General features: G+C 74.2%; 15 protein-coding genes. 8 read left to right on the plus strand and 7 right to left on the minus strand.

Going from position 1 to position 12909, the window contains the following annotated elements; all coding sequences use genetic code 11:
• Nucleotides 1-41 precede the first annotated feature (41 nt).
• Nucleotides 42-1526, plus strand: coding sequence for a DUF7782 domain-containing protein (locus ACSDG8_RS09490; protein ID WP_439427816.1), 1485 nt, complete (start codon nt 42-44; stop codon nt 1524-1526).
• Nucleotides 1526-1948 carry a D-aminoacyl-tRNA deacylase gene (gene dtd / locus ACSDG8_RS09495; protein ID WP_013474500.1) on the plus strand — a complete coding sequence of 141 codons (423 nt, stop codon included), beginning with the start codon at nt 1526-1528 and terminating at the stop codon, nt 1946-1948. Before ACSDG8_RS09490 ends, dtd begins: the two co-directional genes overlap by 1 nt.
• Here dtd and ACSDG8_RS09500 read toward each other — a convergent pair.
• On the minus strand, nt 1945-2733 hold the full coding sequence (locus ACSDG8_RS09500) for a sporulation protein (RefSeq protein WP_210942883.1): 789 nt from the start codon (nt 2731-2733) through the stop codon (nt 1945-1947). The genes dtd and ACSDG8_RS09500 overlap by 4 nt on opposite strands.
• Before the next feature lie 221 nt (nt 2734-2954).
• Between ACSDG8_RS09500 and sigB the strand changes: the two genes are divergently transcribed.
• The 4 genes from sigB to ACSDG8_RS09520 all read left to right on the plus strand — a co-directional run bounded on the left by sigB (nt 2955) and on the right by ACSDG8_RS09520 (nt 5278).
• A complete protein-coding gene (gene sigB, locus ACSDG8_RS09505; RefSeq protein WP_210893075.1) occupies nt 2955-3941 on the plus strand; it encodes an RNA polymerase sigma factor SigB in 987 nt (328 codons plus the stop codon).
• A 103-nt stretch (nt 3942-4044) separates the two neighbouring features.
• Nucleotides 4045-4386: an ArsR/SmtB family transcription factor gene (locus ACSDG8_RS09510; RefSeq protein WP_210893078.1), complete on the plus strand. Its 342-nt coding sequence runs from the start codon at nt 4045-4047 to the stop codon at nt 4384-4386.
• The gene (locus tag ACSDG8_RS09515) at nt 4383-4874 is read left to right on the plus strand and encodes an SRPBCC family protein (RefSeq protein ID WP_210893080.1); all 492 of its coding nucleotides are present in this window, start codon (nt 4383-4385) and stop codon (nt 4872-4874) included. Before ACSDG8_RS09510 ends, ACSDG8_RS09515 begins: the two co-directional genes overlap by 4 nt.
• Nucleotides 4871-5278 carry a VOC family protein gene (locus tag ACSDG8_RS09520; RefSeq protein WP_210893082.1) on the plus strand — a complete coding sequence of 136 codons (408 nt, stop codon included), beginning with the start codon at nt 4871-4873 and terminating at the stop codon, nt 5276-5278. Before ACSDG8_RS09515 ends, ACSDG8_RS09520 begins: the two co-directional genes overlap by 4 nt.
• A gap of 128 nt (nt 5279-5406) precedes the next feature.
• Here the strand turns inward: ACSDG8_RS09520 and ACSDG8_RS09525 are convergent, their stop codons facing one another.
• The 3 genes from ACSDG8_RS09525 to ACSDG8_RS09535 are packed head-to-tail and all read right to left on the minus strand — an operon-like array spanning nt 5407 to nt 10074.
• The gene (locus tag ACSDG8_RS09525; protein ID WP_210893084.1) at nt 5407-7962 is read right to left on the minus strand and encodes a bifunctional acetate--CoA ligase family protein/GNAT family N-acetyltransferase; all 2556 of its coding nucleotides are present in this window, start codon (nt 7960-7962) and stop codon (nt 5407-5409) included.
• 25 nt (nt 7963-7987) lie between these two features.
• Nucleotides 7988-9169, minus strand: coding sequence for an acetoin utilization protein AcuC (locus ACSDG8_RS09530; protein WP_210893086.1), 1182 nt, complete (start codon nt 9167-9169; stop codon nt 7988-7990).
• A gap of 47 nt (nt 9170-9216) precedes the next feature.
• Nucleotides 9217-10074 (minus strand): sulfurtransferase, encoded by an 858-nt coding sequence (locus ACSDG8_RS09535; protein ID WP_210893089.1) that lies wholly within the window; start codon nt 10072-10074, stop codon nt 9217-9219.
• A 128-nt stretch (nt 10075-10202) separates the two neighbouring features.
• Between ACSDG8_RS09535 and ACSDG8_RS09540 the strand changes: the two genes are divergently transcribed.
• Entirely contained in the window at nt 10203-10859 is a 657-nt protein-coding gene (locus tag ACSDG8_RS09540) for a metal-dependent transcriptional regulator (protein ID WP_247678313.1), read from the plus strand.
• A 12-nt stretch (nt 10860-10871) separates the two neighbouring features.
• Here ACSDG8_RS09540 and ACSDG8_RS09545 read toward each other — a convergent pair whose 3' ends face one another.
• Nucleotides 10872-11420: a hypothetical protein gene (locus ACSDG8_RS09545; RefSeq protein WP_210893093.1), complete on the minus strand. Its 549-nt coding sequence runs from the start codon at nt 11418-11420 to the stop codon at nt 10872-10874.
• Between the two features lie 92 nt (nt 11421-11512).
• Nucleotides 11513-12004 carry a winged helix-turn-helix transcriptional regulator gene (locus tag ACSDG8_RS09550; protein ID WP_210893094.1) on the minus strand — a complete coding sequence of 164 codons (492 nt, stop codon included), beginning with the start codon at nt 12002-12004 and terminating at the stop codon, nt 11513-11515.
• A gap of 72 nt (nt 12005-12076) precedes the next feature.
• On the opposite strand from ACSDG8_RS09550, the gene ACSDG8_RS09555 reads away from it, so the two are divergent.
• Nucleotides 12077-12664 carry a dihydrofolate reductase family protein gene (locus tag ACSDG8_RS09555; RefSeq protein WP_439427817.1) on the plus strand — a complete coding sequence of 196 codons (588 nt, stop codon included), beginning with the start codon at nt 12077-12079 and terminating at the stop codon, nt 12662-12664.
• A 10-nt stretch (nt 12665-12674) separates the two neighbouring features.
• Here ACSDG8_RS09555 and ACSDG8_RS09560 read toward each other — a convergent pair whose 3' ends face one another.
• Nucleotides 12675-12896: a DUF5522 domain-containing protein gene (locus tag ACSDG8_RS09560; RefSeq protein WP_210893466.1), complete on the minus strand. Its 222-nt coding sequence runs from the start codon at nt 12894-12896 to the stop codon at nt 12675-12677.
• Nucleotides 12897-12909 lie beyond the last annotated feature (13 nt).

Consider the following 12909-nt stretch of genomic DNA (forward strand, 5'->3'; position numbering starts at 1 on the left):
GTGCGCGTCACGGCGGACCGCGGCCGAGGCAGGATGAGCACGTGAACCGTCACGACATGCTGCTCTCCCCCACCGGGGTCGACGCGCTGCGCACCGCGCTCACGCTTGCCCGCTTCACCGCCAACGGCATCGCCGACCGGCTCGGCCCGCAGGGCACCGGCGCGGTGGCCCGCAACGACTACCGGGCCGCGCTGCGCGCCACCGAGGACCGGGACCGGCTGGCCACGCTGATCCGCGTCTTCATCTGCGACCAGACCGAGCCGGAGGCGGCGGTGGCCGACGCGCTGGCCCCGCTGGCGCTGGACGAGGCGCTGGCCGGGGGCATCGTCGAGCGGCACGGCGACGGCCTGCGCGCCGGAATCGACCTGGAGCCGTACGGGGACGACTGGTGGGTGCTCGCCGACGTGCCCGCCAGCGCCCGGCCCGGTCGGCCGCTGCACGCCGAGCACGTGCTGGGCATCGGCGGCGCCGCCCAGACGCTGATCTCGGCCGCGGTACGCCCGACCGTGGACACCGCGCTCGACCTCGGCACCGGCTCCGGCGTGCAGGCGCTGCACCTGGGCACCCACGCCCGCCGGGTCACCGCCACCGACGTCTCCGAGCGGGCGCTGCGCTTCGCCGCCACCACCGCCGCCCTCAACGGGCAGGACTGGGAGCTGCTGCGCGGCGACATGGTCGCCCCGGTGGCCGGGCGCCGCTTCGACCTGGTCGTGAGCAACCCGCCTTTCGTGGTCGGGCCGGGCACCACCACGCACGTCTACCGCGACTCCGGGCGGGTCGGCGACGCGATCGGCGCGGAGCTGGCCGCCGCCGCGCCGGACCTGCTCACCGAGGGCGGCACCATGCAGTACCTGGCGAACTGGGTGCACGTCACCGGCGAGGACTGGGCCGAGCGGGTCACCGGCTGGTTCGCCGGCACCGGCCTGGACGCCTGGGTCATCCAGCGCGAGGTGGCCGACCCGATGGCGTACGTGAACCTGTGGCTGACCGACGTCGGCGAGAGCGCCGACCCGCAGCGGATGGCGTCCTGGCTGGACTGGTTCGACGCGCACAAGGTCGAGGCGATCGGCTTCGGCATCGTCTCGCTGCGCCGCTCCGGCCACGAGCAGCCGATCGTCCGCGTGGAGGACCTGCGCCAGCGCGTCGAGCCGCCGCTGGGCGACCGGATCGGCGAGTGGTTCGCCCGGCAGGACTGGCTGCGCGCCCGGGACACCGAGGGCCTGCTCGCCGCCCGCTACCGCGCCGCCGACGGGCTCCAGCTGCGGCAGGAGGCCACCATGGGCGACGACGGCTGGGCGGTGGACCGGCAGGTCCTGGCCATGCCGCGCGGGCTGCGCTGGTCGGAGGAGATCGACCCGCTGGTGCTCGCCCTGGTCGGCGGCGCCGACGGCCGGCTGCCGCTGCGCGACCAGCTCGCCCTGCTGGCCGCCGCGCACGACGTGGCGCCGGACGAACTGGCCGAGGCGGCCGGGCCGATCGTCGCGCACCTGGTCGAGCGCGGCATCGTCGAGCCGGTGACCGACTGATGCGGGCAGTGGTGCAGACCGTCGGCCGGGCCCGGGTGACTGTCGACGACGAGGTGACCGGCGAGATCGCCGACGGCCTGCTGGTGCTGCTCGGCGTCACCCACACCGACACCCCGCAGGTGGCCGCCACGATGGCCCGCAAGCTGCACGAGCTGCGCATCCTCGACGACGAGCGCAGCGCCGCCGACGTCGGCGCGCCGCTGCTGGTGGTCAGCCAGTTCACGCTCTACGGCGACGCGCGCAAGGGCCGGCGGCCGAGCTGGACCGCCGCGGCGCCCGCCGAGGTGGCCGAACCCCTGGTGGACGCCGTGGTCGAACAGTTGCGCGCCCGGGGCGCGAAGGTGGAGACCGGCCGCTTCCGTGCCCACATGCTCGTGGAGAGCGTCAACGTCGGTCCCCGTACCCTCGTGCTCGATCTCTAGGAGAACAGCCCTCGCCGGGACAGCGACTGCCGCAGCCAGCCGTCGAGCTGGGCGGCCCAGTCGGTCCGGTCGGCAGTGGCGTGGTCGACTGTGAACCGGCCGAACGCGTCGCGGCCCTCGGTGAACAGGCCACCCCGCTTGTCCAGCTCCAGCACCATGTGCACCTGCTGCGGGTCGGTGACGAAGGTGACCTCCAGCTGGTTCATCGCGCCCGCGTACTGCGGCGCCGGGTAGAACTCGATCTCCTGGTAGAAGGGCAACTGCTGGCGTACGCCGTAGATGTGCCCCCGCTCGACGTCGGCGCGCGCGAAGCGGAAGCCCAGCCGCAGCAGCGCCTCCAGCAGCCGCTCGTGGGCGGGCAGCGGGTGCACCGACACGGCGTCCATGTCGCCCTTGTCCACCGACCGGGCCACCTCCAGCTCGGTACGCAGACCCATGGTCATGCCGTGCAGGTGCTGGCCGTACAGGTCGGTGAGCGGCGTCTCCCAGGGCACCTGGTAGCGGAACGGCACGTCGTAACGCTGCCCCGGCTCCAGCCGGAACGCGCCGGTCATCTGGGCCCGGCCGAACTCCTGGTTGACGTCGTACTCGGTGTCGGAGCTCTCCACCTCGACCCGCGTGACCAGACCGAGCGCGACGTAGCTCACGTCCACCGCGTGGTCGCCGCCGACCACCTGGATCTGGCCCTCCAGGACGCCGCCCGGACGACAGTTCGGGTTGGCCAGCACCGTCTCCACCGACGGTCCGCCCACACCCATCGCCTGCATGAGCCGCTTGAAGACCACCACGTTCTCCGATCGTCAGTTCGGGGTCCGGCCCCGACGGCCGGTCGCTGGCACGGTAACCGCGCCGGGCAAGCGAAGGCCGGATTCCACACCGGATTCCTGTCGGTTCCCCGATCGCCTCACTCCCGTCTCACGCCCCGACCGCCAAGCTGTTTGTCATCGGCCACCACCGCGTGGGCGGCAGGAGACCGGTAGGCACGTCGGACACGGGGAGAACAGAGATGACCCAGCAGATGATCGAGCACCAGGACATGGACGTCACCCTCACGGACCTCGACGCCACCGACGAGCGCGGCGTCTCCACTGACCTGGTCCGGGCGTACCTGAACGGCATCGGCCGCACCAAGCTGCTCACCGCGGCGCAGGAGGTCGAGCTGAGCAAGCGGATCGAGGCCGGCCTCTTCGCCGAGGAGAAGCTGGCCACCTGCACCCCCGTCTCCGCCGAGCTGCGCGCGGACCTGGCGCTGATCGCGGCCGAGGGCCGCGCCGCCAAGGACCACCTGCTGGAGGCGAACCTGCGGCTGGTGGTCAGCATCGCCAAGCGCTACACCGGTCGCGGCATGGCCTTCCTCGACCTCATCCAGGAAGGCAACCTCGGCCTCATCCGCGCCGTCGAAAAGTTCGACTACACCAAGGGCTACAAGTTCTCCACCTACGCCACCTGGTGGATCCGCCAGGCCATCACCCGCGCCATGGCCGACCAGGCCCGCACCATCCGCATCCCGGTGCACATGGTCGAGCAGGTCAACCGGATGGTCCGGGTACGCCGGGAGCTGTCCGTGTCGCTGGGTCGCGAGCCCACAGTGAGCGAGGTGGCCAAGGCGCTGGAGATCCCCGAGTTCCAGGTGATCGAGCTGATCTCGTACGACCGGGAGCCGGTCAGCCTGGACCAGGCCGTCGGCGAGGACGGCGAGAGCGCGCTCGGCGACTTCGTCGCCGCTGTCGACCCGCGTACCGAGCCGGGCGACGCCGCCAGCAACGGCGAGCTGCGCAACGAGGTCCGGATCGTGCTGGCCACGCTGTCCCAGCGGGAGCAGGCGGTGATCCGGCTGCGCTTCGGCCTGGACGACGGCCGGCAGCGCACGCTGGACGAGGTGGGCCGCGAGTTCGGGCTGTCCCGGGAGCGGATCCGGCAGATCGAGAAGGTGACGCTGCTGAAGCTGCGCGACCCGGAGCGGGCGAACCGCCTGGAGGCGTACGCCTGCTGATCCACCCCTGCCCCGACAGGCCCCGGCGGTTCGCCGGGGCCTGTCGTGCTTGACCCGGGCGCTCGCGCCGTATAGAACCGAATGGTTACACAACCAGGAGGTTATGAACGTGCCCCCGGATCTGCTCGACGCCACCTTCGCCGCGCTCGCCGACCCCACCCGGCGGGCCATCCTCGCCCGGCTCGCCGCCGGCGAGGCCACAGTCACCGAGCTGGCCGAACCGTTCGCGATGAGCCAGCCGGCCGTCTCCAAGCACCTCAAGGTGCTCGAACGCGCCGGCCTGGTCACCCGGGGCCGGGACGCGCAGCGCCGCCCTTGCCGGCTCGACGCCCGGCCGCTGCGGGAGGCCGTCGCGTGGCTGGCGGACTACCGGGACTACTGGGCCGAGAGCTACGCGCGCCTGGACGAGGTGCTCGCCGAACTGACCGCGGAGGAGCAGCGGTGAACGGGCTGGCCGTGACCCTGCACGGCGACCGGGAGATCCGGCTCAGCCGCGACTTCGCCGCACCCCGGCACCTCGTGTTCGCCGCCTTCACCCGCCCCGAGCTGCTGATGCGCTGGTGGGGCGCGCGCGGCTGGCACCTCGTCGAGTGCGAGGTGGACCTGCGGGTGGGCGGGCGCTGGCGGTTCGTCTCCCGCGGGCCGGACGCCGACCTGATGGCACAGGGCGGCACGTACCGGGAGATCGACGTGCCGGCGCGCCTGGTCTGCACCGAACTCTTCGACGACCAGTCCTACCCGGGCGAGACGCTCGTGCGCCACGACTTCACCGGCTCGGCGAGCCGGACCACAGTCGTCACCCACCTGCGGTACGCCACCACGCAGGGCCGCGACACGGTCCTGCGCTACCCGATGACCCGCGGCGTGAGCGAGTCGTACGACCGGCTCACCGCCGTACTGCACACCATTGCGACGACAGGAGCGACATCGTGAACTGGACGCTGGAAGTAGTGGTCGTGCCGGTCTCCGACGTGGACCGGGCCAAGGAGTTCTACGCCGAACGGCTCGGCTTCGCCGTCGACCACGACACCGATCTGGGTGGGGCAGGGCGGATCGTGCAACTCACGCCCCCGGGCTCCGGGTGCTCTGTCGTCCTCGGCCGGGGCGTCGTACCGGAGATGCCGCCGGGCTCGCTCAAGGGCCTGCAACTCGTCGTGCCGGACCTGGAGCGGGCGCACGCCGAGCTGGTCGGCCGGGGCGTCGAGGTCAGCGAGATCCAGGTGCTCGGCCAGAACCCACGCCCGGTGCCGCACCCGCTGGACAACGTCGGCTTCGTCTTCTTCCGCGACCCGGACGGCAACGAGTGGGCGGTGCAGCAGATCTCCGCGCGCGGCTGAGCGCTGCATGCGCACGGCCGGGCGCGGTGGCGCACGGCCGGGCGCGGTGGCGCGCTGCGGCGTGCGCGGGTGGGCGCTGTTAAGAAGGGGCCCTTTCTCTACCGGAGGCGTTAAGAAGGGGCCCTTCCTTACAAGCGGCGGGGGCCCGTGTCGGGGCGGGCGACCTCGGCGCCGGTGCGCACCGTGGCGTGCAGCACCGAGATGCCGTCCGGGCGGGCCAGCACCGGGTTGAGCGTGAGCGACCGCACCCGCGGTTGCTCGTCGGCGAGCCGCCCGACCCGCACCAGCAGGTCGACCAGGGCCGCCCGGTCCACCGGCGCGGCGCCCCGGTGCCCGTGCAGCAGCGGCGCGGCCCGTGGTTCGTCGATCAGCTCGGCGGCGTCCCGGTCGGTGAGCGGCACCGCCCGCCAGGCCCGGTCGCCGAGCAGCTCGGTGGCCACGCCGCCGAGCCCGAACCCGACCACCGGCCCGAACGCCGGATCCTCGACCAGCTCCACCACGCATGCCACGCCGGGCGCGACCATCGGCTGGACCAGCACCTCCGCGCCGAACACCGGCGCCATTTCGGCGTACGCGCGGCGCAGCGCGGCGGCGTCGGCCAGGTCGAGGCGTACCGCGCCGAGGTCGAGGCGGTGCCGCAGGCCGGGAGCGGCGGCCTTGAGCGCCACCGGCCAGCCGAGCCGCTCCCCCACCGCCGCCGCCTCCTCGGCCGAGCGGGCCGGCACCGAGTCCACCACGTCGATCCCGTACGCGCGCAGCAGCGCCGCCGCGTCGGCCCCGTCCGGACGCAGCGCGGCATGTCCGGCCGTGCGGTCCACGTCGGCCAGTTCCGGCAGCACGCCGGGCGGCCGCCGGAGCCAGTCGGCGTACGCGGTGACCCGGCCGAGCGCGCGTACCGCCTCCTCGACGCTCGGGTACGCCGGCACCCCGGCCGGCACCAGGCCGGCGAGGAACGTCGCCACCACCGGCTTGCCGGTGACCTGCGCGTCGGGCAGCGCCGCCGCGAAGTCGGCCACCGGGTCGGCGAGCTGGCCGGGCAGCGGCGGCGCGAACACCGCCACCACGGCGTCCACCCGCTCGTCGGCCACGGCGGCGCCCAGCGCGGCGGCGTACGCGGCGGCCCCGGCGCTCGGCCCGACGTCCTGCGGGTACCCGTCGGCGACTGTCAGTCCCTGGGCGGCGCAGGCGGTCGCGGCCAGCCCGGTCAGCGCGGACGAGTTGCCCACCACCGCGATCCGCCGACCGGCCGGCAGCGGCTGGTGGGCCAGCAGCACGCCCACGTCGAGCAGCTCGGACACGGTGTCCACCCGGATCACGCCGGACTGGGCGAACAGCGCGCTCACCGCCGCCGCGTCCAACGCGGGCGCCTCCCCCACGCCCGGCGGCCGGGCCAGCGAGGCCAGGGCCACCACCGGCTTGCTGCGGCCGATGCGCCGGGCCAGCCGGGCGAACTTGCGCGGGTTGCCGAACGTCTCCAGGTAGAGCGTGATCACGTCGGTGGACGGGTCGTCCTGCCAGTACTGGAGCAGGTCGTTGCCGGACACGTCGGCCCGGTTGCCGGCCGACACGAAGCTGGACAGGCCGAGCCCGCGGCGGGACGCCTCGGCGAGCAGCGCCACCCCGAACGCGCCGGACTGACTGAACACGCCGACCCGGCCCGCCGCGGGCAGCACCGGGGCGAGCGTGGCGTTGAGGCGTACCGCCGGGTCGGTGTTGGCGACGCCGAGACAGTTCGGTCCGACCACACGCATGCCGGCCAGGTGCGCGGCGCGGACCAGCGCGCGTTGCGCCGCCGCGCCGGCCGGGCCGGACTCGGCGAACCCGGCCGAGATCACCACCAGCCCGTGCGCGCCGGCGCGTGCGGCGTCGCGCACCACGTCGGTCACCGCGTCCGGCGGGACCGCCACCACCGCCAGGTCGACGTCCTGACCGGCGTCGGCCGCCGACGGGTACGCGGGCAGCCCCGCCACCGTCGCCGCACTCGGGTGAACCGGCACGATCGCGCCGCTGAACCCGCCGTCGCGCAGGTGCCCGAGCAGCGCCGCGCCGACGCCCTGGCCGGTGGTGCTGGCGCCGTAGACGGCGATGCCGCGCGGGGCGAGCAGCCGGGCGATCGAGCGCGCCTCGGTGCGGTGCTCCCGGCCGCGCTGCACCTCCAGGGTCGCCTCGGTGGGCGCGATCGGGAAGCTCAGGTGCACCACGCCGTCGGCGTACTGGCGCTGGACCTGGTAGCCGAAGTCGGCGAAGACGCGCAGCATGGTGCCGTTCGCGGGCAGCACCTCCGCGACGAAGTGCACGATGCCGTTGCGCCCGGCCGCGTCGGCCAGGTGTTCCAGCAGCACCGAGCCGATGCCCCGGCCCTGGTAGGCGTCCTCGACCACGAACGCCACCTCGGCCTCCGGCGAGGCGGGGCCGAGGCGCTCGTACCGGCCGACGGCGACGATCCGCTCGCCGGCGAGCACCACGAACGCCTCGCGGTCGCGGTGGTCGACGTTGACGAAGCGCTTCAGGTCGCGTTCCGGGATGCGCGGGTACGGCGAGAAGTAGCGCAGGTAGCGGGTGCGCTCGGAGAAGCGGCCGTGCATGGCCACGATCTCGGGCGCGTCCTCGGGACGGATCTGTCGCAGCTGGACGGTCGTGCCGTCGCTGAGCAGCACGTCCACCGGTTGTTCGACGGTGGTCACCGGTCGGTCCTCCCCTGCCGCCGGCTCAGTCGCGCGGGTCGTGCGGGTCGAGCCCGAGCAGCGGGAAGGCGGCCTTGCGGGTGGCCGCGACGGCCCGGTCCACCGCGTTCGGCTCGCCGCTGGGCTGCCACGGCAGGTACGACGGGTCGACGTCGTCGGTCATCCGCAGCGGCACCTCGTGCCCGGGGCGCCGCCGCGCGGCCAGGTCCCGCCAGCCCGGCGGGGTGAGCGTGGCCGGGTCGACCGGCTCGCCGGTGGCGATCGCGAGCAGGTGCGTCCAGGCCCGCGGCACCACCTCGACGAGCGCGTATCCGCCGCCACCGGTGGCGATCCAGCGCCCGTCGCACAGTTCGTCGGCGAGCGCGCGCAGCGTGCGGTAGGTGGCCCGCTGCCCGTCCACCGACAGGTGCAGGTCGGCCAGCGGGTCCTTGCGGTGCCCGTCGGCGCCGCACTGGGTGACCAGCACCTGCGGCCGGTACGCGCGCAGCACCGACGGCACGACCGCGTGGAACGCGCGCTGCCAGCCGGCGTCGCCGACCCCGGGCGGCAGCGGCACGTTGACGGCGGTGCCCTCCGCGCCCGGCCCGCCGGTCTCGTCCGGGAAGCCGGTGCCGGGGAACAGCGCGAGCGGCGTCTCGTGCAGGCTGACGGTGAGCACCCGCGGGTCGCGGTAGAAGATCTCCTGCACGCCGTCGCCGTGGTGCACGTCCACGTCCACGTACGCGATCCGCTGCGCGCCGAGGTCGAGCAGCCGGGCGATGGCCACCGCCGGGTCGTTGTAGACGCAGAAGCCGGCGGCACGGGCGGGCATCGCGTGGTGCAGTCCGCCGGCCACGTTCACGGCGCGGCGGGCCTCGCCGCGCCAGACCGCCTCGGCGGCGGCGACAGTGGCGCCGGCGATCAGCGCGCTCGCCTCGTGCATGCCGTCGAAGACGGGATTGTCCGACGTGCCCAGGCCGAACCCGGCGAACAGCGGGTCGCGCGGCGCGGCCCGGACCGCGTCCAGATAGGCCGGATCGTGTACGCGGGTGAGCAACGCGTCGTCGGCCGGCTCGGGCTTGACCAGCCGCACGCCGGGCCGGTCCAGCACGCCCAGCTCGCGGGCGAGCGCCATGGTCAGCTCCACCCGGACCGGGTCGAGCGGATGGTCGCCCATGTCGTAGGCGAGGAGAGCCTCGTCCCACACCACCACCGTGTCGTCGGCCATGCGGCCATCGTCGCACGTGGGCCCGGGTGCGCCCACCTGACGTGCGCTCACCGGCCGGACGTGCCACCGGTGGCGACCGGACGGTCCGGGTCGGCCACCCACTCGCTCCACGAGCCGACGTACAACGCGGCGTCCGCACGGCCGGCCAGGTGCAGCGCCAGCACCGCCTGCGCGGCCGTCACCCCGGAGCCGCAGTACGCCCCGACCGGCGCGTCCGCGTCCACCCCGGCGGCGGCGAACCGTTCCCGCAGCGCGTCCGCGTCGGGGAAGCGCCCCTGCGTGACGTACTCCGGCGCGGGCACGTTCACCGCGCCCGGCACGTGCCCGGCGACCGGGTCGACCGGCTCGTGCTCGCCCCGGTAGCGGGGCGCGGCCCGTACGTCGAGCAGCACCCCGGGCTCGGCGGCGGCGAGCCGGGCGGCCGCCGCGGCGTCGAGCACCGGCAGCGCGCCCGGGGCCACCATCACGTCGCCCGGCGCCGGGGCGGGCACGCCGGTGTCGACCGGCAGGCCGGCGGCCGTCCAGGCCGGGTAGCCGCCGTGCAGCACCCGCACCTGCCGGTGGCCCGCCCAGCGCAGCGTCCACCAGGCCCGGGCGGCGGACATGCCGTCGCCGCCGTCGTACACCACCACGGGGTGACCGGCGCGGACGCCCGCTGCCCGCAGCGCCGCCTGCAACGCGGCCGGGTCCGGCAGCGGGTGCCGGCCGGCGGCGCCGGGCCGCCCGCACAGCTCGGTGTCCAGGTCGACGAAGACCGCGCCGGGCAGGTGGCCGGCGGCGTAGTCCGCGCGGCCGGGCGGACCGGTCAGCCGCCAGCGGACGTCGAGCAGGGTCGGCGGATCGGCATGATCGAGTTCGGCGGCGAGCCGGTCGGGCTCGACCAGCAGGTCTGCGGTGGCGGACATGCGGTCCAGTCAACACCATCCGGGGCGCCACCTCCGGCTTCGCCTGCCGTCGATGGTCGGTGGTAACGGGTACCATCGGAGCCCGGGAGGCCGCTGACGTGAAGCACGACCTTGTTGACACGACCGAGATGTACCTGCGCACCATCCTCGAGCTCGAGGAGGAGGGTGTGCCGCCGCTGCGTGCCCGCATCGCCGAGCGGCTCAAGCAGAGCGGCCCGACCGTCAGCCAGACCGTCGCGCGGATGGAGCGGGACGGCCTGCTCACGGTCGAAGGCGACCGGCACCTGAGCCTCACCCCGGAGGGCCGCGCCACCGCAGTGTCGGTGATGCGCAAGCACCGGCTGGCCGAGCTGCTGCTGGTCAACGTGATCGGGATGCCCTACGAGGAGGCCCACGAAGAGGCCTGCCGGTGGGAGCACGTGATGAGCGACGCGGTGGAGAAGCGGGTCTTCGACCTGCTCAACCGCCCCACCCGCTCGCCGTACGGCAACCCGATCCCGGGCCTGGAGGAGCTGGGCGACCCCGGCCAGCTGCCGGTCGAGGCCGGCGAGAGCGAGCGCAACCTGGCCTTCCCCGGCCTGTCGGGCCAGGTCGTGGTGCGCCGCATCTGCGAGAGCGTGCAGACCGACTCGGACGTGCTCCGGCAGTTGCACGCCGCCGGTGTCGACCCGGGCGCGACGGTGACTGTGGCGCAGGAACGCGACGGCGTCTCCATCGACCGCTCCGGCGACCGGGTACGCCTGCCCCGCGAGGTCGCGTCCCGGGTGTTCGTCGCGGCCCGCTGACCCGATCGCCGGTCAGAGCTGGCGGGTGTCGATCACCTTGGCCAGCGTGACCAGCTTGCCGGCCGTCCTGTCCGCCTCCGCCTTGGCGGTGCCGGTGGGGGCGGTCCAGCGCAGGGTGGCGAGCCGACCCTCGGTGGCCAGCCAGCCGACCTCGGCGGCCGGGCCCGCCTTCGCGGTCTTGGGCAGCGTGCGCCGGTAGCCGGCCTTACCCAGCTTGGTGATCTTCGCGGCGCCGCTGGGCTGCACGTCGAGGGTGAACGTGGCCGCGTCGATCGACGTCTCGGTCACCGACAGCGTCAGCTCCGGCAGCACCGCACCGGCCGCGCGCACCACACAGGTGTGCGTGTCGCCCCGCTCGGTGGCGGCGGCCACGTCGAACTCGCCGCCGGTGTGCTCGGCGATCACCGCGAAGTCGAGCAGGCGGCAGGCGCCGCCCGAGGAGGCGGCGGCGACCGCGACCGGTGGGCGCGGATCCGTGGGCACGGCTACCGTCGGGGCCTCCTCGGCGCAGCCGGCGGCGAGCAGGACGGCCGGCACGGCCAGCCAGATTCGGGCACGCACGGGAGACCTCCGCGGTCGGCGGCGGGTCCGACCCGCCGGAGTTCCGTCGGACACCGTACGGCGTGCCCGCGCGGGGACGGAAGCCCTCCCGGCTAGTCGAGGCGTTCCCGCTCGGCGGCACAGGCGGCGTTCAGGCGTTCGAGCGGTCCGGGGCCGCCGTGGGGCTTCGGCGGAGCGTCGAGGTGGCGGACCCGCAGCTCGTCCATCAGCTCCTCGATGAACGCCGGGCCCTCGTCGCGCATGATCCGCTGCCGGATCTGGAGTTCCTCGGTGCCCGGGCACCAGTCGAGGCCCCAGTTTCCGAGCGCGTAGAGGATCGGAACGGTCTGGATCCCGGCTTCGGTCAGGCTGTAGCGGGCCCGCTGCCCTCGTGCCGCAGCGCCTCGGGTGAGGATCCCCGCCTCGACGAGCCGGGCGAGGCGGTCGGCGAGGATGTTCGAGGCGATGCCCTCGATCGATCCGGTGAGCAGGGCCCGGAAGTGGCGGCGGTCGCCGAAGACGACGTCGCGGAGCACGAGCAGCGCCCATCGGTCGCCGAGCACCTCGACGGCCGCGTTGATCGGACACCCGGACCGTGGTTCCACAGCTCCTCCTTGACAGGCGGTTGCCCCCCAATATAGTGATTGCAGATTGCAACCACTAGGAAGGAGCGGACGGTGGGCCGCTTCCAGTACTGGATGAACGTGTCCCTCGATCTCCGGATCGAGCAGGCCCCCGGAGACGACGGCGGCGGCGAGTGGCTGCGCATCGACGAGGAGCTGCACCGGGAGCTCAACGCGCGGGCGCGGAAGCTCGCCGGGCTGATCCACGGCCGGGTCATCTACGAGACGATGGAGGAGTTCTGGCCGAAGGCGCGCGACGACGCCTCACTGCCGGACTTCCTCCGCGAGTACGGCGAGATCTGGACGTCCGCGCCCAAGGTCCTGGTTTCCCGCACCCGCCGCGAAGCCGACCACGGCACCCTGATCATCGGCGGGGACGACGCGATCGAGCAACTGGCCACCCTCCGGGCCGAGACCAGCGGGACGCTCGGCGTGGGCGGCGCAACACTCGCCACGCAACTGCTCCGGGCAGGTCTTCTCGACGAGCTGCTGCTCTTCACCCACCCGACGATCCTCGGCTCCGGCCGGCCGCTGTTCGACGACTGGGACCGGCCGGTCGAGCTCGACCTGATTGAGCAGCGATCCTTCACGCAGGGCGTCACGATGCACCACTACGCCATCCGGGAGGGCGCCTCCGGCTGAGGTGCGCCAGCTAGCCGGCGACGTACGGGCAGTGCCGGCAGCCGCGCCCGCAGCACGTGCCGCGCCGGGCGAGGAATCCCGCGCTGAGCACGAACAGCCCGGTCTCCGGGTCCAGATAGCCGGCCTCCCCGGCGGCCAGGGCGGCGGCGTGCACGGCCAGGATCCGCTCCCGCCCGGGGTGATCCGGCGACAGCCGCGACGGGTGCGGCTCGGTCAGAGGCCGGTCCGCCATCTCGTCACGCACC

Source organism: Micromonospora sp. LA-10 (assembly GCF_051853095.1).
Lineage (GTDB): Bacteria > Actinomycetota > Actinomycetes > Mycobacteriales > Micromonosporaceae > Micromonospora > Micromonospora echinospora_A.